Here is a 21,609-nt window from a genome sequence, read left to right on the forward strand (position 1 = left end):
TATTTGCTTGAACTGACAAATAAGGCACGATGCCTTCAGTCTTGCGTTCCTTGGGAACGAATCCAACCCCGCGCATGATTGCAGCCTTTCCGCGTCCGCGTAGAGGCAGGATCTCGCCGTTTACTTCGACGGTGCCGGCCGAGGGGAAGGGATCGAATCCGACGATCGCCCTGGCCACAGCCTCCTTGCCGCATCCCACCAGGCCGCCAATTCCAAGGATCTCACCTCTTCGGATATCAAAGCTGACATTCTTAACGTTAGGACCGCTTAGGCCTTTAGCTGAGACCGCAAGGGGCGCGTCCACGGGATTCAACTGACGCTTCTCCATGTAGTATTCATCTTCGCGAATCCGTCCTACCATCGCTTTATGGAGGCTTTGTTCAGAGATCTGTTCTCCTACGAACTCACCTACGTTCCGGCCGTCCTTAAAGACATAGATGCGGTCACAGAGCGCTACGTATTCGGCAAGGCGGTGGGTGATGAGGACGAATGATGCGCGGTGACGGAATCGCCGAATCGATTCAAAGAGAATCTGTACCTCTCGCTCACCGATTGCCGCTGTCGGTTCATCAAGCAGGATGATCGGGTGATCAATATGGAAGTACTCGGCCAGCGCGAACGCCTTGACGATCTCGATCATCTGTCGATGGTGAAAGGCGTAGTCACCCGTGCGGCGGCGTGGATCGATGTAGTCGAGCTCGAGGTCCTTCAGGTGTCTCTCGCTGAAGGCTATCATCGCGCTTCTGTCGACAATACCCACCCGATTGCTGAAATTGGCTTCCAAGGAGAGGAAGATATTCTCGTAGACGGCCAAACTCGGAATAAGGGCCTGCTCCTGGAATACCATTGAAATTCCGGCCTCAACGGCCTGAGTATAGCTTAGCGGCCTAAAGCTCTTGGCAAAGAGCGTCATGCTTCCCGCGCTCGGGGGATAGATGCCGGCGATCATTTTGAGGGTCGTGGACTTCCCGGCCCCGTTTTCACCAGCGATCCCCACGATCTCGTTCGGAAAGATGTCGAGATCGATTCCCTCAATGACGGATGTGCCATTGAAGCGCTTCGATCCGTTGCGCATCGAGAAGATGGAAGCGCGCCCCTCCCTCATTTCACGTCCTCCGCACCCGCACGCTTTGTGTTTAGAAGCACAGCGAGCAGGATGACGATCCCTTGAATGATTGTTTGCAGATAAGGCGGCAGGGCAAGGATGTTCATGCCGTTAGACAGTGTCGTTATGAAAAGGACGCCGATTACCGTTAAGCGTACGTTGCCCATCCCTCCCGTGATCGCGGTCCCGCCTACGACCACCGCAGTGATCGTATCAAGCGTCATATACCCCCCCATCGTTACAGTGGCGGATCCAAGACGCGCGGCCAACAGCGCCCCGGCAAAGCCTCCAAGCAGGCCAGACAAGGCAAAAGCCTGGACCTTGATCGTATTGACTCTGACCCCAATTAGGGCGGCCGTTTGCTCGTCGCTTCCGATAGCCAGCGTCATTCGTCCGAAGCGCGTGCGATCGCCCACGAACACCGCAACGACGAAAATCATCATCGAAATAAGGACCGCATTGGGGACCAGATTGATCAATGCAGCTTGGGCTAGATCGATGACGGCGGGGCTCGATACGGTTAAGGACCGGCCATCTGAAATGAAGAGCACCGCGCCCGAAAGTGTCGTTGCGGTTCCAAGCGTGACCAAGATCGAAGGGATTCTGAGGTAGACGTACACAAGCCCGTTGATCAAACCGAACACCAACCCGACGAAGCAAGCGACGGGAATCGACCATAATCCCAGGTCTGGCGCCATCCGCGCAACCAACATGCCACAGAAGCTCGCAATCGCACCGATGGAGAGGTCAATGGAGCCCATCAGGATCACGAAGGTTGCGCCGATGGATGCGATGAGGAGGACAGAACTGGAAAGCTCAATTGCCCTCATATTCGCCATGGTAAAAAAAGACGGGGCTGCGATGCCAAAAGCGACGCATGCGATTGTAAAACCCACAATTGTCATGGCGCGCCGCCATGGCTCGCTATCTCTGCGGCTAGTGAGCGATGCTCCCGGCATTGGGCGATCCCATCGAATACGAATAAACGATGGCGCCTTTCTCAAGAGAGAGGCGCCATAAAGACAATCACTCCGGGATGTGCTCTTTGTAGTGATCGTTATATTCCGCCCTCAATTGATTGACACAGCCGGCGTCAAAGGCATCTTGGTAAGCCTTGGGAAACTTGTACCCAGCTGGCGAGCGACTTCCCCAATACGTCTTGACGTCAATCGGCCAAACCGAGTTCTGAGCATCCCAATCGTTGGGGTGGAGAATCCGCGACATTTTCCTCCAGTCAAAAGGAAGCTTTTCGCCGGCGAGGAACGACTGGTATTTATCCACATTTCCCGCCGTTATGAGGGTCGCTCCGGTGTACATCATGCGTTCACATGCACTTGGCTTAAACCCCTTCGCAACGTCGTAAGCCCGCACGAGCGCAAATCCGGCTTGCCACTGCGGAGTAAAACCCATAGTTGCAAGAATTCGGCCTTCCTTCACCAGTTTGAGCGTTTCTCGATTACCATCAAGGCCGACGATCGGAATATGCAAGCCGGCGTCTTCGACAGCTTGCATTGCTCCCAGTGCAATAGAGTCATTTTGACCGAAGACAGCATCGATCTTGGCGTGTGCCACTATCAGGTCTTCCATGACCTTACGGGAGTCCACTTGATTCCATTTTCCCGGCTGGCGAGCGATGAGCTTGATGTTCGGGTATTCAGCTAGCGCTTTTTCGAAACCGGCGGTTCTGGAGATGTCTGCATCGACGCCGGGGAAGCCGGTAATGTGAACGACATTGCCCTTTCCGCCGATCTTGTCAAAAAGCAATCTGGCAATTCTGTAGCTGTTATCGACATCGTCCGGCGTAAAAAACGTCGCAAAGGCATAGTTATCAGAACCGGCGTCCAAGGGATGGAAGCCAGGCAACGACTCCCAAACAGCAACGTGCACCGCGCCCGCCTTCTTCGCCATCTCAACGATGGGCTTTATATTCGCTGCAACAAGGTTTTCGCCGAACGTAATTTTGACGCCTGCACCGAACTGCGCCTCATAGATCTCGATTTGCTTCGCGGCATCACCTTTGCCTGAAAGGATGCGATAGTTCAGACCTAAGGCTTTGGCAGCCTGTTCAGCACCTTGCGACCAGTTATTGAAATATTCGTTCTCTAATGTGGACACTTCGGACAAAACATCCTCAGCGTTCGCAACGCCCGCAAATCCCAGAGATGCGGCAGCTGCAAAGAGATAAGTCGATAGCTTGCGCATGTGTTCACCCTCCTCATGTTTGATCCTCTATCGACGCCTTTAACGTGGGACGGCATGGGGGACCGTCTTCTTCTTGCTAAGTTGCGCGAGCCAGCCGGCTTGAAGCACGCAAGCGCGTTTTCGTTGCAGACGAGTGCCAGAACGTTCATCTCGCCGAAGCGCTGAATTCACAAGTTGCGCTGCTGAAACGGCGATTTCCTAAGCGGTTACATCTTCTTCCAGTCGCCGATGCACTCGAATGCGTGTGCCGCCCTGTAGATAGTCGCTTCCTCAAAATGACGCCCGATGAGCATGAGGCCGACCGGTAAGCCGTCAACCATCCCGCAGGGCAGCGACATGGCCGGATGGTGCGTGATGTTGAACGGCGCGGTGTTGGTGAACATCTCGGTCGAGCGCGCGATGGATTCTTCGCGGCTGACATCGTGGGGCGGAAGCTGCGTTGCCTTCATCGGCGTTGTCGGCATCAGAAGGACATCGTAGTTCTGAAGCGCCTTGTCGTAAGCCGCGGTTAGTCGACGCGCGACGTTGATGGCTTTGCCATAATAGCGTGGCCCGTATGTGTTGTTGACGTACGTGCCGAGCAGTAGGAACAACTTGGTGTTTTCCGACAGCGCATCCGCTTTGCGACGCCAGCTTCGATGGCAGTCCATGAGCGACAGAGAATAAAGGTCGGATCGGCTGATACCGCACCCATCGCCGTACATCATCGTTTGGGTAACACCTTCGATGCCGATGGGCGTCCAGATCGCAGCGCCACGCAGGTGCATTGGAATCGAGACTGTCTCGACAGTAGCTCCGAGGTCCTTGAAGCGCTTGGCCGCTTCCCGGACGCTCTCATTTACGGCAGCTTCCGCCCCTGCCTGCTCAAAGCCCTCCTTCAGAATGCCGATCCTCATTCCGCGCACGCCTAAGCCAAGCGCCTTGGTGTATTCGCCGACTATGGGGGCTTTGATGCGTGGATCGTAGCCATCGTCTCCAGCTATCACTTCCAATAGCAGGGCGTTGTCCGCCACGGTTGAGGTCATCGGCCCCGTGTGATCGATGACGATTTCCATGGGCATAATCCCTGTATAAGGCACGAGCCCCCAGGTCGGCTTCATGCCGTAGACGCCGCAAAAGGAAGATGGCATGCGTATGGAGCCACCTTGATCGCCGCCAATCGCCATATCAACTTCACCCAGCGCAACGACAACACCGGAGCCGGAAGATGACCCGCCCGCCGAGTAGCCCATTTTGTACGGATTGTGCACCGGTCCTAACGCGTTGGTATGACTGCCGCCCGATGTGCAAAAGTACTCGCAATGCACTTTGCCGGAGATCTGCGCTCCCGCGTCAAGCATGCGCGTAACAATGGTTGCATCGTAGTCCGGTAGATAGCCCTGAAGCGTCGCCGAACCGTTCATCATTGGCACCCCGGCCAACATGATGTTATCTTTCAGGGCGACGGACTTGCCCTTGAGTTTCCCGCTCGGCGCTCCCTCGACCCTGGCCTTGCGGTGCCACGCGCCGTGCACGTTTTCCTCGGGTAGAGGTTGATAGCCCGGGGTGCGCGGATATTTCACCGGTGGCAACTCGTCGGGGACGGCTTCAATGTATTTGTAGGCTTCAAGCGATTTCTCGATGAGGCCGCGGAAAGAGACAATGTCCGCGTCGGTAAGTGAAAGGCCGCATTGCGCTGCAACAGCTTGCAGCTGCGCTGGTGTGGGCGGGACAACTGACACTTGGCTCTCCTGTCGTTTCCGAAGGTGGAACCCACTCTTCGGTGGCTCATTCGAACAAGAGTAGTGAGTGCAGTTTGGTCGAAGCTACGGCTCGTCATCTGAACTGGGTAAGTTTGGGTAAGTCGGCCAAGAAAGATGCGGAAGATCGCGACAACTCTCTGGATGGCATACTTGAGGGCGCTTTGAAGGAGCACTTCGCGGGCATACCGCTCCCAGGGTTCTACGCGTAACGATGGCAAGCAGCCGTCCGATGCCGCGCAATCTCGAGACCGATCAAGCAAGATGCAAGCCGGGGTCGGCCGTTAGGTAGCGCGTCTGGCTGATGGCATCTCGGCGAATGCCTGGCAGCGAGAGAAGCAGGATGGCGCAACGGTCCTGCGGCAAAGGTTGGCGCCGGCATATCAGTTTCTCAGCCCGGCCGCGCAAGATCAGCCGTTGCTGAACTGGCAATGCGCGGCGCCGGGGCCGGACCTGGCAAGAGCCGTTCGCGGGAATTCGGCCGAGTGCTAAACAAGTGACACGTGCACCAAACGACCGCTTTTGTCGCGTCGACATCGTCGCGGTCAGAGCGGCTTCGGTACGAGCTCGCAAGGGCTCGTCCAAGCAGGTTCTACGTTGATCCAGCCACACTATGAGCAAGGGGGGGAGACGGATGAATGATGGTGCAAAATTTTCCAAGCGCCGTCTTGGCGGCGCAGCACAAAAGTGAAGCGAGCCGGCGTCGTCACATGTTCACCATCCCGCGTTTGAGAGAAGACGTATTTTCCCACTATCATAACAATGTCGATTACCAGCCTGACGCAATACCATTTGTCGAATTTTACGATCGCAGCGCCCTGGAAGTAGGTGCGTATTTCTTCGAGGCCCATATAGAGCGTTGAACTAGATGTACCGTGAAGCAGCGCATCATCTGCGTATAACGAAACCAGATGCTCCTTGTGAGAGTTGAAGGTCTGCGCCCAAAGCTCCAGGAAAGCGCGTACATCGTGCATGACTTTGTCGTGGTTCACAGTGAACGCCTGTTTTCGGAGCGACAGTGGGCCAGTTCGTTAGTGCCGGCTCATACTGCGATGAATGGGACGGCTGGTGACCTTCAAAAAAAGACCGCTGCCAGATTTCTCTAACAGCGGCTTAAGTCTAGGGAGGAAAGCAGACGACCGGTCTGCCAGCGGATCGAAAGACTGCCGTTACCAGACGGTTCACCGCATTGGCGCTTGCACCTTATTCGGACTGCCCTATTCCCGCTTGCGGTGAGGACCGATCCGCTTTCGCGTCACAGGGCAGCGGCAAGATCCCTATCGGTGTCGGCGGCAGCAGGCAGAGGGTGATTTCTGCTTCAGCTCGCGAGGCCTCAACCGACAGTCGGTAACGGTCACGCCGGCCAGATTGCGCACGGATCGAGACATTTGCGCGTGGCACAAGCTCCGGCAAGTTGCCATCCGGGAGCACCTCATGGCCATCCGTACAATGCTGAGACACCGACCCCTCCCTAACCATCCCTAACAACAGATGGTCTAGACCGGGCTAAAACGGGGTATAAGATCGACCAAACGTCCGGATGGGTAGGATTGGGTAGAAGCGGTGAAGACCACGGTCATCTGCAAGCTTGCCACACATCTAACGGCCGCAGTTGACCGCGCGCACTTGAAAATCTACGCGCCGTCCCTGCGGGGTCTTCCCGAAGGCGCCATGCTTGTAATGGCAACCTTACCCGTCATCGACTGGAACGACCGCCTTTTGCAGGACTTGCGCAGGCTCGACAGGCAAACATCAATTCATATCTACGCGGCACTGGTCATGATCGATCCCTTCGCCTGCTGGGAGGATTTCGCCGACTTACTGAAAGATGCGGGAATCTCCGGAGTAGTCAATTTCCCGCCTGCATCCATTATTGAGCGGCCTATGGCCGGCATGCCGGTTAATACAGGGCTGGAGCTCGAACTGCGGCGTATGGAATGGTTCGCAAGCCTAGGGTTCAAGATCTTGTTCGCCGCCACCGAGGATTGTGAAATCACAACTGTGGAGAGGCGCTTTGGTTCGCATCTCGAAGGTATTGTGTATTCGCCCGAGCAGGCTCTTGCGCTGAGGATTTGCGACGAAATGGAGATGGTCAGCCTTGACCAACAGGGATCGTCGATACCGAGGTTCTCGCTTTTGCATTCCACGGCTTCAAAACGACCTGTGCGCGGCAAGTGAGGATAGGCTACTCCAGGATCCGCAGCTTCTTGATTTTGTTGTAGAGCGTCTTCCTTGAAAGCCCCAGAGAACGAGCAGTCTTTCCACGATGGAGCCTGTTTCGTTTCAAGCCGTCGATGATCCACTCTCGCTCGGAGAATGCCGCTGTGGGCCGGGTGGGTAACGCCGCGTTTAAAAGCGGCTTGAGGACATCAGCGACTATATGTGTGTCTTTCAACGTCACAAGTTGGTTGACGATCTGGCGCAATTCTCGAAGATTGCCGGGCCAATGATGGCCAGCAAGCGCCAAGAACGCGGATTTTTCTATTGCAAGCATTTGCGCGTTCGAATCGCCTTTGGCCTCCATCGTAAAATGCTGAATCAGCTGCGGGAGGTCCTCGAGCCGGTTTGGCAGGGCGGGAAGCTCTATATCGAGGCCTGCGAACGAGGCGAGAAGTCGCGGACTTAAAACACTTTCTAGACCCGCGCCGCGAGCCACGGTTGCGGTCGCAATGATCCGGGCGCTCGACCGCGCAACAGATGCGCCATTGAGGGGCGTGTAACTGCCAGTCTCAATATAATCAGCAAGTCGCTCCTGCCCGTCCCGCGAGAGCTGGTCGACATGCAACAGCAAGATGGCAGTATCGCTTGCCGATTCCAGCAGCGACAGTTGGCGTCTCCTGTTCTCATCACGCTCGGCTCCAAACAGCGCCCCGATGGTATCCATTGCCGGTCCCGAGCGGCAATTGAAAAGCACTGCTTTCACGTGCTTGCGATCACTAAAGGCATGAACCAGACTGGCCACCCTTCGTTTGCCTGATCCTGCCTCGCCCCAAACAAGAACAGGATTGGGATTAGCAGCCAGCCGCTTTGCAGCCTCGAGGACGCGCTTCATGATTGAGGACTGCGCAATGACGCCGTGCCTGAATCCGCTCAGCTGGAGTTGACGCTCGAGGAGGTCGACCTTCTCCCGCAACACGTGAATGGTTTTGAAGCCCGAGGTGACCTCAAGGACCGACATCTCCAGTGGAACGCGGTCCAGTGAAGAACCGCCAATGAAGCCCTGGATGCCTGTTTCGCGGCAGATATCCAAGAGTTCATCAGGTTTCGTGATCGGTCCGCCGCCAAGCAAGCAGATCGCGTTTCGGTCGATAGATTGAGCCACGCGCGCAACGGCGCTCGTGCGCGCGGCGAGCTCCGACAAGCTGATCGACGGGTCGCATCCGCTTTCGACGCCCCGGTTGAGATTGAAGTTGATGCAGATGGCCTCAGCACCGGCTTCGACCATGCGCCTTGCTTCAGACTGGGTCCGCGTATAGGCGATGGTCATCAGGCCACGTTTTGCGGCCTTCACCAAAAGATCGATTTCCCTCTCGTAGCCAAGACCGCTGTTCTCAAGCAACGACCGCCTGTAGTCATCGATGTGGATTACCGAGGGGAAGTTCGTGACCCCGGAAAATCCCCATCTGATGATTCGATCGAGGAAGCGGTCGATATCGAGCTGTGGATCGAAAGTACAAGCCCCGAAAAACACCGGCAATTTCGTGCTGGGCAAGATCTCGGTTCGACCGAAGCCGGCAACGAATTCGTTGGTGTTTCGGATTGGAAGAATTGAGGCCGGCGAAGAGCCTCCCATGGCTCGAAAACGGCCGGCATTGAGCGCAAGCACGAAATCCGCGCCGGCGCGCTCGGCGGCTCTCGCGGTCATGCCCGATCCAATTCCCGCCCCGAGCACAAAAGAACGGGAGTTCCGGAAGAACTGCTTGATCCCGCCGCCCCTTACCTGGTCCGCCCGCGTGTGCATGCCGCCCGCCTCCTGCAGGGCAGGTCTGAAGGCTAGCTCCAATTTGCCGGCGCATGCAACCGCCGCAGCGCCCTTCCGTTCGTCATGAAGAGGTGGCAGTCTGCCGGCGAAGCCGCAAGACGAACCTTGCCGGCCCCCTTGGGCGGCTCGGGCTTGGGCGCCTTTGCCACCACGGATTCCCTGCCTGCACGGCCGTAGATGTAGGTGACGCTGCCAAGATGCTCGACGAAATCGACGTCGAGCTCAATTCCGATGTCGGTCTTTTCTGCTGCGGATCGGGAGAAATCATCCGGACGAATTCCGAGTGTGATCGGCTTGCCGACGAGCAATTCATCCGAATGGACCGGGACGGAGACGCGCGCGCCCGCGTCGAGCTTGACGTCCACGCCCGCATCATGCGCCGCCTCGATGTGGCCGTTGAGAAAATTCATTTTTGGCGAGCCGATGAACCCGGCCACGAACCGAGATGCCGGATTATGATAGAGATCGTGAGGGCTTCCTACTTGCTCGATATTGCCGTCCTTGAGCACGACGATCTTGTCGGCCATCGTCATTGCCTCGACCTGGTCGTGGGTGACATAGATCATGGTGTTTCCAAGCTGCTTGTGCAGCTTGGCAATCTGCACCCGCATCTGGACCCGCAAATCAGTATCCAGGTTCGACAGCGGCTCGTCGAACAGGAACACTTTGGGCTCGCGCATAATGGCACGTCCAATCGCCACACGCTGCCTCTGCCCGCCCGAGAGTTGTCGAGGTTTGCGGTCGAGCAGGTGAGCGATCTGCAGCAGCGATGCGATCTCCGCGACTCTGATATCAATCCTGGCTCTCGCTACTTTGGCCATACGCAGAGGGAACGCAAGGTTTTCGCGCACAGTCATGTGCGGATAAAGTGCGTAGCTCTGAAACACCATGCCAAGGTTTCTGTCAGCCGCATCAACGTCGTTGACGACTTTGTTGTCGATCAAGAGCCGCCCGCCACTGATACGCTCCAGGCCTCCGATCATTCGCAGCAGTGTCGACTTGCCCGAGCCGGATGGTCCGACAAAAACGACGAATTCGCCATGATCGATGGCCAGGTCAATATTACGCAAGATCGGGATGGTCCCATAGGCCTTATTGACGTCTTCCAAACGAACATGAGCCATCAGCCTCTCCTCTCTCGCAGGCGTCCAGCCAGCGCCGGCCACATTCCAATCTCTGCCAGGCTGGACACGATGAAATCAGGCGGCGTCAAGGATGGATCATCTGCGGGCGGCACGCCGGTCGTGACCAGCACGGTCGGAAGACCAGCTCGCTTGCCAGCCTGAATATCCGTCGCAATCTGGTCTCCGATCATCATCGTGGCGCTGCGCGCGGTCCCAAGGCGCGCGATTGCGGTTTCGATCATGTGCGGCTCGGGCTTACCGACAATGAGAGGCTCAACCTTCGTAGCAGCAGCCACAGCGGTGATCGTAGCTCCCGCCCCTGGCTCGAATCCACCTGCTGTCGGCAAGAGGAGGTCGGGGTTGGTGCCGATGAATGCTGCTCCATTCAGGATGGCGTCGGCTGCAATCCGCATCTTTTCATGGGTGATCTGACGGTCGAGCCCCATGACCACAGCTTGGGGCTTTCGATCGGTCACTTCGAACCCCATCCCGGTTACAGCCCTGACAAGAGATGGCGCGCCGATGACAAACACGCGCATGAAGTCCGGGTATCTCGTGCGGATGAGTTCGGCGGCCGTAATGGCGCTCGTGACCACGTCTTTCGGTGCGATGCAAAGCCCAAAACTCTCGAGTTTGCGAACAATATCCTCCGGCGTATGGGTGGAGTTGTTCGTCACGAAGCACAACGGCACACCGGCCGCTTGCCAAGCTGCAAATGCCTGGATGGCATCGACAATCGCATCGTTTCCGCGATAGGCGACGCCATCGAGATCCGAGATGATGCCTTCGACCGGCGGCCAGTTGAGGAATGCACCTGCGTTAGCCATTCATCAGCATCCCGCCGTTCACGTGGACGATCTGCCCGGTCATGTAGGAGGCTGCCGGACTTGCGAGGAATACGGCTAGCCCCGCGATATCATCCGGCACGCCTACCCGGCCCAAAGGGATGCGGCCGCTGTGGCGCGCCTCGGTCTCCTCACGTGGACGCCCATGCATCGGCGTATCGATGATACCTGGCGCGATTGCGTTCACATTGATCTTGAGGGGCGCGCATTCGTAGGCGAGCAGCTTGGTGACGTCGTGAACGATCGCTTTCGACAAGCAATAATCGGCACCGCCGGCCTGGTAGTTGAAGACTGCCCCCTGCGAGGACAGCGAGGAGCCGACATTGACGATGCGCCCGCCCTTCGCCTTCATGAAGCGCTCGATCGCCAGTTTGGAGCAGCGCAGGACGGCGACCGAGTTGATCTGGATGGTTCGCTCAATCTTCTCCGCACTGCCGTTCAGGAGCGGCTGAGCAGACTTAATACCGGCATTATTGACCAGCACGTCGAGCCGGCCAAACCGCGTGGCAACTTCGTCGAGGACTCTGGCAACATCTTCCTCGCGCGCGACGTCCATCGCCATCGGCAATACACCATTGCCAAAACGCAGGCTTGCCAGTGTGTCTCTAAGGCTTTCAAGGTTAGCATCGGTAGCAAGGACGTTTGCCCCTCCCGCCCGAAATGCATTCACAATGGCGGAGCCGATACCCCCACCGGCCCCGGTCACAAGTACCGTTCTATCCGAGACTGAAAACTGATGTTCGCTCATTCCAACTCCACGATCGCTTGAGACTTCAGAAACTCGTCAACCGCCTCCGCGGTCGGCATGGAGCTTTGAGCTCCGCGCCGCGTCACGCACAGTGCCGCTACGGCCAGCGCTCTCTTCACCGCATCCCTTAAAGGCAGCCCTTGGGCAAGCGACGCCGCGAAAGCACCGTTGAAAGCATCTCCGGCGGCCGTGGTATCAACGACCTTGACCGGAAAGGCAGGCAGGGCAAAAGAGCGCTTTGCATCGGCATAATAAGCTCCTTTTGCACCCAGGGTGATCAGCGCGGCAGCTGGCCCGAGATCAAGAAGCCTCACGGCCGCGTGCGCGGCACTATCGAAGTCAGTGACTTCGATTCCTGTTAGCTCGAAAGTTTCCCTCTGGTTCGGCGTGACGAAATCAACGCTTCTCCACGCTTTCGATGAAAGCCCCGGCCTCACCGGGGCGGGGTTGAAAATGAGCTCGAAGCTCTTGTCGGCCTTGATCTCGAAGAGCCGGTTGAGCGCTGGGATCGGCAAACCCATTTCAGCGACGACGATTGCGTCGGGCTCGATGAATTCGGCCGCGCTCTGGACCATGTCCGCCGTCACATTCAGATTGGCACCAGGATCTATGACGATCATGTTGGAGCCATCGTCTCCGACCATGACCAGCGCCGAACCCGAGACTTCCCCTGGCGCGATCCCGATTGCCTCCGTGCAAACGCCGGCCTCTCGCAGCGACTGGAGCAGGGAGCGACCAACATCATCATCGCCAAGACGCGTGTAGAAATGGGTCTTGAGCCCAAGTCGGGCAGCGGCAACGGCCTGATTGGCGCCCTTACCGCCCGCGTGGCGGGTCAATGTGCCCATCAGGCTCTCACCCGGGATGGGAAGCCGCTCGACATTGAAGCAGAAATCGAGATTCGTCGTTCCGAAGAACATCAATGGCCTGGCAGTCATTTTACGGCACCGAAGGTAAGGCCACGTTCAAGGTGACGCTGGCCGATCACGATCAGAATGACGGGAATGATCATCGTCACAACCAGCCCCGCCGCCATGACAGGGTAGAACTGGACGCCCGGGTTGAGCAGCTTGAGAAGCGCGACGGTGACCGGCGCCTTGGTCGAGCTGAGGATCAGTCCCAAGGCGAAGTTGTGCCACGCAAGCAAAAAGATGAGCAACGAGGCCCCGATCAGACCCGGCTTCAAAAGAGGCAGCACGATGTGCAACACGACCCGAACGGGTTTGGCCCCATCCATGGCAGCCGCCTCCTCGATGTCTTTCGGGATGTCTTCTATATAGGAGCGACTCAGCCACACGATCATCGGCAATGTGACGACCTGGTAGACCCAGATCATGCCGACATAGGTGTCATACAGTCCAATGGCCTGGAAGATGCTGAAGAGCGGGATGACGACCAGCAGTACCGGGGCGAAGCGAAATCCAAGAATGAAAAAGGCAATGTCTTCCTTGAGGGGTATGTCTCGCCGCGCTAGGACGTAGCCGGCAGGCACGCCAAAGAGCAGAGAGATGATGACGGAGCCGAGCGCGATGACGACGCTGTTCGCGATCGGCGTCAGGAAGTCGACTTTGATGGTGCCATAGCTGGTCGCTCCTGCCTGCGCGACATCAAACAACACCCGAAAGTTCTCCAGTGTCGGCACGAACAGGACGGTTGGCGGCCACGTCATGACCTCAGCCTGCTGCTTCAGCGACATGATCACGATCCAGGCAAGTGGAAAGACCAGGATCAATGCGCAAATGCCGACAAACAGGTTGAGGATCAAATTGGTGGAGGTCGTGCGTTTGATTCGCATACGTTGGCTCCTTAGCTGACCCGCTGACGAACGAAGCGCCACAGCTTCACCATGGCAACCGTTCCGATCAGCACAATCATCCAATTGACGACCATAAGTGCGGCACCACGCCCAAAGGCGAGATTCTGGAACGCGGTAATATAAGCGCGCACCGAAAGCACGGAGGTGCTGTTTCCGGGCCCGCCTTGCGTTGTCCCGAAGATGATGTCGAACTGATTGAGGGATTCGATCAGCCGAAACACTGCGGCAATCAAAATATATGGAGCAATGAGCGGCAACTCGATGTGCCAGAAGGTTGCCCACGCCTTCGCGCCGTTGACTCGCGCGGCCTCTCTCACCTCTTCATTGATCCCCTGAAGGCCAGCGAAGGTGATGAGCGCAAAGAATGGCGTATACGTCCAGACGTCAATGACGACCAGCGAGAACATCGCGGTGTTTGGATCCGAGATCCAAGCAAAACGGCCAATTCCTGCAAGGGACAGCAGGTAGTTCATGATGCCGTTCTGCGGGTCCATCATCGTTGTCCACATCAGCGCAACGCTCATTGGAGGCAGGACGAGTGGCAGGAGAATGACGGGCCGCATCACACGCGCAAGGATGACTTCGGTTGCGAACAGCTTCGCAAGTACGAGTCCGAATACAGCCTGCGCAAGTACCGCCGATCCAGCGTAGACGAGGGTGGCACGAACGCTGTTCCAAAAATCGCCTGTTTTGATCAGCGCTGCGTAGTTGTCGAGGCCAATGAAGTGGACCTGCGGCCGGCCGAACTTGAGATCCGTTAGCGACTGAAAGACGCCATAGAAAAATAGCAAAAGAAAGCCAAGAAGTATGGTGATGGCGGGAGCGAGTGCGGCGATGCTCCACCAGTCAAGCCGGGACTCCACGGTGACCGCCTCATCTTTGGACGAGGCAAGCTGACCGGTCGAGGACTGGAGCGTCACGATTGCATCGGATCTTTGAAAATCCATCTCACCATTCTCTAAATGCAAAGGCGGCGGCGTTGATGCTCCCCCGGGCCGCTTCACATGGACGAGCGGATTTCGGAGGCAAGATCAGCCAGCGTGGCCTTCACGTCAGCTCCATTGACCATTTTTTGCATGGCCACGGCCCAGGCGTTCATCGCTTCGGCAAAGCCGACACGAGCTGTAAAGGCCAGTTGCGCCCTGTCCTGGACGGTCTTGAACGTGTCGACGAAGTTGCTGAACTCCGGCTTTGCCGCGTATTCGAGCCAGGCCTTGTCGCTCCAGGTAGAGGCTCGCGGAGAGTTGACGAGCTTGCCGGCGACTGCGCCGTTCAGCTCGACTTGCTTTGACGTTGCCCATTGGATGAACAGCCAGGCTGCCCCCTTCTTCCGGGAGGCGGCATTGATCGCAAGAGACCAGATCCAGATATTGGATTCGAAATCCTTGTTAGGAGCGTGCAGCGGAGGCGCGAATGCGATCTTCCCCGAAGCAGGCTTGCCGGCGACGTCGTTCCAAAAGCCGAACATATTGGAATCGATCGCCATCGCCGTTCGTCCCGAATTGATGCCGTCGACCACTTGGTACCAGTTGTCGTTGGCAAAGGACGGAGCCGCGCACTTCTTGATCATGTCCACATAGTCCGTGTGGAACGCCATCGACTCGGGCGAGTCGAGGCCCGTGTCCAGCTTGCCGTCCTTGACGATGAAATCATGCACGCCATAGGATTTTGCAATCGAGATCGCTGCCGTGTGGATGCTGCTCCAAAATCGTACACCACGCACGCCCAAAGGCGTGATCGCGGGGTCCGCAGCCTTCAGCTTTTCGCAGGCGGCGGACATCTCCGGCGGGGTGGTTGGGACCTTGAGGCCGTATTTGTCGAGAATGTCCTTGCGGTAGAACAGCTGGATATTCTCAAAGCCGTGCGGGACAGCCCACACCTGGCCGCTTCCCGGTTCAATCTGCCCTTCCTTGACCTTCCAGGTCAGCGCATCGCGCAATGCAGGGAAGAAATCCTTGTAGTCGTAGCCAACTGCCGTCAGTTTCGGATCGCTCAGGTAGCGGTCGAGCGGCTCAAGCAACTGGCCAGGTGCGAGATCCCACGCGGGCTGAATGCCGGTACCCACAACGTCCCAGCTCGGCGATTTTGTGCTGAGTTGGATCGTCAGCTTGTTCCAATAGGCATCGTCCGGATAAAGTTCTGGCGTCACCTTGATGCCGGTGAGCTTCTCGAATTCCGGCAGTTGGGCTGCGACCGCGTCGGCATACGGATGAATGTCGTAGGCCCAGACGATCGACGTGCCTTCAAACTGGCGCCAGTTGACATCATCCGCCTTGGCTTGGTTCAACGCCGCGGCCGTTCCGGTCAAGAGCGCGGAGCAGATCAGAACTCTTCTGGTAAAACTAGCGGAATGACCGCGAGAAGCGGCAACCTTCCTTGGCATGATTCCCTCCGAAAGGCTCTTTGGCCCATAAACCACGCGCCCCTCCTCTTTTCAGAGGTCGCAGTATCGGAAGGCTAATCCTCATTATCCGGGCGTAAGCGGCATTTCACATTCCGATTGGGTAAGATTGGGTAACTGGAATAATCTGTAAATCAGAATGCGATCGCAGTTTGGAGCAAGCGTTGCTCAAGCCAGACCGCTCCAACAAACTGCTGGGACGGGCGCTAGATATCCGGTGTCTCTTTCGCCAGGTGCACGATGTCGAGCGGCCGATGCGATTGAACGTCCGCGCCTATTGGCTGCAGGCAAACAGCCATCGATCTCTGCGCCCGTTTTTGAGCCGGTGCGCGAACGTTTATCGGGCCTCTAAAGGCGCGGCCTAAGTACCCGCATTTCGCCGGGCCTTCTTTGACGGCGCGCGCAATGACAGCGGGAGCCGCCGATAGCAATTGACACTGTCGCATTCAAAATCGCGGCGCTCCTGGTCCGCCCGATGAATGATTAGGATCGGGAAACCGAGCATTGCTCGGTCGGCGCTTGGCTCTTAGGATGATCGCAGCCCGTCTTTTGCTAGCAGATTGCAACGCGGAGGTTGTTGGTCGCACCCTTTTGTCCAAACGGTACGCCAGAGACCACGACGGCCAAGTCACCAGCTTGCACGTAGCCTTCATGGCGTGCTACCGCGGCGGCCATCCTCGTCATATCCTCATAGTTGGAAGGGTCGTCAGAAACGACACTCTGCACGCCCCACAAGAGACACATCCGCCTTGCGACCCTCGCATCCGGAGTGAGAGCAAGAATTGACACCGGCGGTCGCTTGCGAGCGATCCGCGCGGCTGTGGTTCCGCTCGCCGTGAACCCGATGATCGCCCTTGCATCGATGGCGGCCGCAAGGTCTGCTCCAGCGGCGGCAACTGCATGCGGTGGCGTAATCTCGTCGTCAGCTTGGGAGGCTTGGAGGATCGAACGATAGAGGTGATGCCGCTCCGTACTTCCAATGATTCTATCCATCATGGCGACCGCTTCGATCGGATAGGCACCGCTCGCCGTTTCAGCAGACAGCATGAGTGCATCTGCACCGTCATAGACAGCGGTCGCTACATCGGACGCTTCGGCACGCGTGGGCGTCGGGGCGGCCACCATCGAATCCAGCATCTGCGTTGCGACGATGACGGGCTTTCCAGTTCGCCGACAGGCGCGGACGAGTTCCTTTTGTCGACCAGGGACCTGTTCAGGCGGGATTTCGACGCCGAGATCACCGCGGGCGACCATGATGCCGTCTGACAGCTGAATGATATCGTCGATACGATTGAGCGCCATAGGCGTCTCGATCTTGGCTATCAGGCCCGCGGCATCGCCAATCATGGCCCTGGCCTCGAGCAGGTCTGAAGGCTTCTGAACGAATGACAGAGCGATCCAGTCGACCCCAAGCTCAAGGCCGAATGTGAGGTCGGCGCGATCTTTCTCTGTCAGAGGAGAAATGTCGAGCAATGCCCCTGGCAGGTTTACGCCCTTGTGATCACTGATCACACCTCCGGCAACGACTCGCGCGACGATCTCGTCTTCCGCGGGTCTTTCGACGCTCAGGCGCACGCGACCATCATCAATGAGAAGGTCTTGGCCAGGATGTGCGGCCGCGAATATTTCCGGATGAGGCAGCGGAATCGATTGCTTTCCGCCTGCCTCGCGCTCGATCACGAAACGAACCGTTTCACCGGCATGCAGAGCCAGCTTGCCACCTTCAAGGGAGCCGATGCGGATTTTTGGTCCTTGTAGATCCTGCAGCACGCCGATTGGCGTGCTGAATTCTCGCTCCAGATCCCGAATCGCGGCATAGACTTTTGCATGATCGTCGCGAGATCCGTGACTAAAATTTAAGCGGAACGTATCGGCACCCGAGAGGTAAAGAGCGCGGATCCCATCGGGTGCAGCAGTCGCTGGGCCAAGGGTTGCGACGATCTTAGCAAGGCGCGAGCGACGCATCTTGGATGCTCCAACTTCAGAGGATAGAACCCGTGTGAATGAAGTTCGAATGTCGCCCCTCGACGATGGCGTTGAGAATTTCTCGTGATGGGTCCGTATACTTCGCTGCCACCATGGATCGGATGGAAAACGAACGTAGGGCATCTGCGACCGACAACGTCCCTTCGGCGGAATCCTTCCTCCCGGTGAACGGAAACACATCTGGACCGCGCTGGCACTGGCAATTCAAATTGACGCGACAAACCTGGTTTACGAGCGAATCCGCTATGCGAGCGATCGTGTACGGATCGCGAGCGGATAGGCTCACTTGCTGGCCATGTTCGGAGGTTGCCACGTAGTCGAGCGCTACATCGACGTCGTCGAAACTCGCGATGGGGATGAGCGGACCGAACTGCTCTTCCCGGAAAAGCCGCATGGCCGGGATCACAGGATAGACGACTGCGGGATAGAACAGAGTACCTGCTGCCGTGCCACCGCCAGGGTTGAGGATGCGGGCGCCTTTGGCTAACGCGTCCTCCAAGAGCGCGGTCATCTGCGTGACCTTCTGGAGGCTGGGCAAAGGTGTCAAAGTGATACCCGGAGCCCATGGCATGCCGATCGTCAGTTTGCTCATCCGCGCCAGGAACTCCGATATGAAGGAATCGATGACATCGTGGTGGACGAGCAGCATCTTCAAGGCCGTGCAGCGCTGGCCGTTGAAGGAAAGTGCACCTAACAGACATTCGCTTGCTGCCAGGGACAGGTCAGCGTCTGGCATGATGATGGCCGCGTTCTTCGCATCGAGCCCAAGAATGGCGCGCAGGCGGTTGCTTTTCGGGTGAACCTTCTTGAGATGGTCCGCCACTCGGCTCGAACCGATAAGCGTGAGCACATTGACTTTGCCGGTCTCGACGAGCGCCGGCACGATTTCAGCCCCATCACCATAAGCGAAATTGACCACTCCCGGCGGAAACGCATTGCGGAAGGCTTCCTGGAGCGGTTTGAACAGGAGCACGCCATTGCGCGGCGGCTTGAAAACAACGCAATTACCCATCATTAGGGCTGGAATCAGCGTCGCGAACGTTTCGTTGAGTGGATAATTGTAAGGCCCCAAGCAGAGCACGACGCCCAATGGCGTCCGACGGATAAGGCCAATCACTCCCTCGACGATCTCGAACTGAGAGCTGGTGTTGTCAAGGTTGCGCACCGCTTCGATTGTTTGTTGGACATAGTCGACTGTGCGGTCGAACTCCTGTTCCGAATCCAAGAGCGACTTGCCGATTTCCCACATGATGAGACGTGTGACCTCGGCGCGGCGTGCACGCATCCCGGCAAGAAATTTCTGCATCGCTTTGATGCGTTCAGGAACGGGCATGGTCGGCCAAGTACCGCGCCCATTGTCGTAGGCGGCCACGGCGGCGTTGAGCGCAACCATGGCCGCCTCGACATTACCGAAGGGATGGCTGCCGATCCGCATCTGGCTCAAACTTCCGTCACGCCCGCGTACCATCACGGGCGAGAGCACGTCCTTGATCGGTCCCGCCCAGTCGCAGATTTTCCCGTTGATCAGAACGGTCCGCTGTTCAATCGACGCGATAGCAAACTCGCGCAAATCCGCGTCGTTTTCGGACGGGAAAAGTAGGGTTAGATCGTCACAAGTCATCACATACCCAAAATCAAGAGCCCATCCGCAGAAGACGAAGGCAAAACAGGGCAGATCGCGATGCTTGCCGCGAGCTCTTCGATTGTCCGCATGACGAGCGTGGGGACTTGCCCGCGCCAACGGAAAAATATGCACCGAGCAAGGCCATCTTATCGGTAAGGGACCTTAGAACAGCCTTTGGACCGTTGCGGCCGGTTGCGCATCCGGGCACATCAAGGCATGCCCTGCGGCCTCGATGCTCAAGTTCCAGAAGCCACGTTCTTTTGCTCGCGAGGCGACGATGCAAGGATGTTGGCTACCGCACGATGGGCGAAGACGATCGCAGGACCGATGGTAATGCCCGCGCCGGGATAGATTCCACGCATCGGCGAAGTCATATCATTGCCGCAAGCATAGAGGCCCGGAATCGGCTTCCGCTGTGCGTCCAGAACCCTTCCTACAGTATCGGTTGCCAGTCCTGTCGCTGTTCCGAGCGTTGCAGGCACGATGCGCAGCGCTACGAACGGACCTTTTCTTATAGGTCCGAGATTTGGATTTTTCGTCCCGACAGATGAATCACCTAGGGTACGGTTGAAAGCCGACTCACCACGTTTGAAGAGTGGATCGATGCCGGAGGCGGCGTGTGCGTTGTGTTCCTCGACCGTGCTTTGGAGCGAACCGGGGTCCACTCCCAACTGCTTCGCCAGCTCCGGGATTGTTCGGCCGACCTTGATATAGCCGAGACGCGCATATTTCCCAATGCTCAAGGTCCAGGGCCAGGGGAGCAAGTAACCCATACCTCTCAAGCGGACAAAGTCGCGGTCGCAGACGAAATAGAAGCGGTTATCCGCAGGGTATCCGTTTGCGAACATCGCCAAGCAGATATCGTGGTACGAACTGGATTCGTTGACGAAACGCTTGGCATTTGGACCAACGGCGATAACCCCCGGGCGACCGCGGTCAAGCCAGCCGTACGGGACCACTTGGGAGCCGCGACGAGTCTTTAAAATCGACACCGGCGTCCAGAAGCCGGCAGAGGCGACATGATTGTCAATTCCGGCCCCGACCTTTGTCGCAAGGCCAATACCATCACCCGTTACGTCGAGATGGGCCAGCGTATCCTCGTGTTGGTGGGCGCCGCTTAGCTCGGCTCTTAGGCGAGGATTCCGAGCAAAGCCGCCGGTAGCGAGGATTACGCCATGCAAAGCCCGCACATGAACGTCAGAGCCATTTCGCTTGATGATTGCGCCTGTGATTCGCCCTTCTTCTTTGATGAGGTCGAGCAAGGGTGAGCTCGACCATACTTTTGCGCCGTAGCGGCGCAGGCTGACCAGCAACCGGGCGATCAGGGCATTGCCCCCGCTGAACTCAGTACCGCGCCTGTAAGATAGCCGATCCCGCGCATAGCGACTGATGCGACGCAGAACGTGTTTGAGCGACGCAAAAGATTGGAATGGGTTGAGGAAGCTTCTCACCTCTCCCGAAGAGATCATCATGCCCCCGAGCACGACACGAATGGGATCGCCGATCAGATCGAAGTCGGCGCCGAGAAGCCGCCCATCGTAGGGGGCGGGGCTGAGTGCCCGGCCCGTGTCAACACCGCCAACTTGGCTTGAGTGGTAGTCAGGCGCCGACGCCAGCGTGAACTTGACCTCCGTGTCGTTCTCGAGTTCGCGCAGGGCCGTTGGACCATCCTCAAGATAGGCGTCGACAAAATCTGCGCGATAGTATTGGCCTAGTTCATGCTGGAGATAGGTCTTTGCTTTGGCTATGGAATCATCGATCTTGCCAGACCGCGCCTGGGCTGAACAAGGAACCCAGATCATCCCATTGGACAGGGCGGTCGTGCCGCCCAGCCGCGCGGATTTTTCGCAGATCATCACTCGCAGCCCGGCCTTTGCGGCGTAGAGGGCAGCTGACAGCCCGGCTGCGCCGCTGCCGATCACCAGGACGTCTGTTTCCCAATCCCGATCCATCCTCGATCCATCTCGGACGGGGAATGCGATCGTGTTATGCTTGCCTGACTTGTTAGTCTGCGTTGCCATGCCAGCCTCGCTGCAC

General features: G+C 57.5%; 17 protein-coding genes. 1 reads left to right on the plus strand and 16 read right to left on the minus strand.

Going from position 1 to position 21,609, the window contains the following annotated elements:
• The 5 genes from AC628_RS05625 to AC628_RS05645 all read right to left on the minus strand — a co-directional run.
• On the minus strand, positions 1-1,105 hold a 1,105-nt coding region (locus AC628_RS05625), incomplete at its 3' end, for an ATP-binding cassette domain-containing protein (protein ID WP_074125750.1).
• Positions 1,102-2,010 (minus strand): ABC transporter permease, encoded by a 909-nt coding sequence (locus tag AC628_RS05630; protein WP_168193307.1) that lies wholly within the window; start codon positions 2,008-2,010, stop codon positions 1,102-1,104. The genes AC628_RS05625 and AC628_RS05630, both read right to left, overlap by 4 nt.
• Before the next feature lie 121 nt (positions 2,011-2,131).
• On the minus strand, positions 2,132-3,307 hold the full coding sequence (locus AC628_RS05635) for a sugar ABC transporter substrate-binding protein (protein ID WP_074125752.1): 1,176 nt from the start codon (positions 3,305-3,307) through the stop codon (positions 2,132-2,134).
• A 206-nt stretch (positions 3,308-3,513) separates the two neighbouring features.
• Positions 3,514-5,028 (minus strand): amidase, encoded by a 1,515-nt coding sequence (locus AC628_RS05640; protein ID WP_074125753.1) that lies wholly within the window; start codon positions 5,026-5,028, stop codon positions 3,514-3,516.
• A gap of 629 nt (positions 5,029-5,657) precedes the next feature.
• The gene (locus tag AC628_RS05645; RefSeq protein ID WP_074125754.1) at positions 5,658-6,038 is read right to left on the minus strand and encodes a nuclear transport factor 2 family protein; all 381 of its coding nucleotides are present in this window, start codon (positions 6,036-6,038) and stop codon (positions 5,658-5,660) included.
• Positions 6,039-6,609: 571 nt separating this feature from the next.
• Between AC628_RS05645 and AC628_RS05650 the strand changes: the two genes are divergently transcribed.
• Positions 6,610-7,224 carry a hypothetical protein gene (locus tag AC628_RS05650; protein ID WP_074125755.1) on the plus strand — a complete coding sequence of 205 codons (615 nt, stop codon included), beginning with the start codon at positions 6,610-6,612 and terminating at the stop codon, positions 7,222-7,224.
• Between the two features lie 7 nt (positions 7,225-7,231).
• Here AC628_RS05650 and AC628_RS05655 read toward each other — a convergent pair whose 3' ends face one another.
• From AC628_RS05655 to AC628_RS05705, 11 genes are all read right to left on the minus strand, one after another.
• Complete coding sequence (locus tag AC628_RS05655; RefSeq protein ID WP_074125827.1) at positions 7,232-9,007, minus strand: phosphoenolpyruvate hydrolase family protein; 1,776 nt, start codon at positions 9,005-9,007, stop codon at positions 7,232-7,234.
• Positions 9,008-9,039: 32 nt separating this feature from the next.
• Positions 9,040-10,152, minus strand: coding sequence for an ABC transporter ATP-binding protein (locus tag AC628_RS05660; protein WP_074125826.1), 1,113 nt, complete (start codon positions 10,150-10,152; stop codon positions 9,040-9,042).
• A complete protein-coding gene (locus tag AC628_RS05665) occupies positions 10,152-10,979 on the minus strand; it encodes an HAD-IIA family hydrolase (protein WP_074125756.1) in 828 nt (275 codons plus the stop codon). The genes AC628_RS05660 and AC628_RS05665 overlap by 1 nt, the downstream gene beginning before the upstream one ends.
• Entirely contained in the window at positions 10,972-11,745 is a 774-nt protein-coding gene (locus AC628_RS05670) for an SDR family NAD(P)-dependent oxidoreductase (RefSeq protein ID WP_074125757.1), read from the minus strand. Before AC628_RS05670 ends, AC628_RS05665 begins: the two co-directional genes overlap by 8 nt.
• Complete coding sequence (locus AC628_RS05675; protein WP_074125758.1) at positions 11,742-12,683, minus strand: ribokinase; 942 nt, start codon at positions 12,681-12,683, stop codon at positions 11,742-11,744. The genes AC628_RS05670 and AC628_RS05675 overlap by 4 nt, the downstream gene beginning before the upstream one ends.
• Positions 12,680-13,540, minus strand: a complete 861-nt coding sequence (locus AC628_RS05680; RefSeq protein ID WP_074125759.1) for a carbohydrate ABC transporter permease — start codon at positions 13,538-13,540, stop codon at positions 12,680-12,682. The genes AC628_RS05675 and AC628_RS05680 overlap by 4 nt, the downstream gene beginning before the upstream one ends.
• Positions 13,541-13,551: 11 nt before the next feature.
• The gene (locus tag AC628_RS05685; protein ID WP_074125760.1) at positions 13,552-14,508 is read right to left on the minus strand and encodes a carbohydrate ABC transporter permease; all 957 of its coding nucleotides are present in this window, start codon (positions 14,506-14,508) and stop codon (positions 13,552-13,554) included.
• Between the two features lie 53 nt (positions 14,509-14,561).
• Positions 14,562-15,944 carry an ABC transporter substrate-binding protein gene (locus tag AC628_RS05690; RefSeq protein WP_143201450.1) on the minus strand — a complete coding sequence of 461 codons (1,383 nt, stop codon included), beginning with the start codon at positions 15,942-15,944 and terminating at the stop codon, positions 14,562-14,564.
• A gap of 570 nt (positions 15,945-16,514) precedes the next feature.
• The gene (gene pyk / locus AC628_RS05695) at positions 16,515-17,927 is read right to left on the minus strand and encodes a pyruvate kinase (RefSeq protein ID WP_074125762.1); all 1,413 of its coding nucleotides are present in this window, start codon (positions 17,925-17,927) and stop codon (positions 16,515-16,517) included.
• Positions 17,928-17,943: 16 nt separating this feature from the next.
• Positions 17,944-19,704: an NADP-dependent glyceraldehyde-3-phosphate dehydrogenase gene (locus tag AC628_RS05700; RefSeq protein ID WP_245321042.1), complete on the minus strand. Its 1,761-nt coding sequence runs from the start codon at positions 19,702-19,704 to the stop codon at positions 17,944-17,946.
• Positions 19,705-19,808: 104 nt separating this feature from the next.
• Positions 19,809-21,593 (minus strand): FAD-dependent oxidoreductase, encoded by a 1,785-nt coding sequence (locus tag AC628_RS05705; RefSeq protein ID WP_083632605.1) that lies wholly within the window; start codon positions 21,591-21,593, stop codon positions 19,809-19,811.
• Between the last annotated feature and the right edge of the window lie 16 nt (positions 21,594-21,609).

Origin of the sequence: Bradyrhizobium sp. NAS96.2 (assembly GCF_001908235.1) — a bacterium.
Classification (GTDB): Bacteria; Pseudomonadota; Alphaproteobacteria; order Rhizobiales; family Xanthobacteraceae; genus Bradyrhizobium.

Bases quoted from the DNA above. Each gene is read 5' to 3' on its own strand.
- AC628_RS05630 (WP_168193307.1), bottom strand. From the start codon at position 2,010: ATGACAATTGTGGGTTTTACAATCGCATGCGTCGCTTTTGGCATCGCA.
- AC628_RS05635 (WP_074125752.1), bottom strand. From the start codon at position 3,307: ATGCGCAAGCTATCGACTTATCTCTTTGCAGCTGCCGCATCTCTGGGA.
- AC628_RS05655 (WP_074125827.1), bottom strand. From the start codon at position 9,007: ATGCACACGCGGGCGGACCAGGTAAGGGGCGGCGGGATCAAGCAGTTC.
- AC628_RS05660 (WP_074125826.1), bottom strand. From the start codon at position 10,152: ATGGCTCATGTTCGTTTGGAAGACGTCAATAAGGCCTATGGGACCATC.
- AC628_RS05665 (WP_074125756.1), bottom strand. From the start codon at position 10,979: ATGGCTAACGCAGGTGCATTCCTCAACTGGCCGCCGGTCGAAGGCATC.
- AC628_RS05670 (WP_074125757.1), bottom strand. From the start codon at position 11,745: ATGAGCGAACATCAGTTTTCAGTCTCGGATAGAACGGTACTTGTGACC.
- AC628_RS05675 (WP_074125758.1), bottom strand. From the start codon at position 12,683: ATGACTGCCAGGCCATTGATGTTCTTCGGAACGACGAATCTCGATTTC.
- AC628_RS05680 (WP_074125759.1), bottom strand. From the start codon at position 13,540: ATGCGAATCAAACGCACGACCTCCACCAATTTGATCCTCAACCTGTTT.
- AC628_RS05685 (WP_074125760.1), bottom strand. From the start codon at position 14,508: ATGGATTTTCAAAGATCCGATGCAATCGTGACGCTCCAGTCCTCGACC.
- AC628_RS05690 (WP_143201450.1), bottom strand. From the start codon at position 15,944: ATGCCAAGGAAGGTTGCCGCTTCTCGCGGTCATTCCGCTAGTTTTACC.
- pyk (WP_074125762.1), bottom strand. From the start codon at position 17,927: ATGCGTCGCTCGCGCCTTGCTAAGATCGTCGCAACCCTTGGCCCAGCG.
- AC628_RS05705 (WP_083632605.1), bottom strand. From the start codon at position 21,593: ATGGCAACGCAGACTAACAAGTCAGGCAAGCATAACACGATCGCATTC.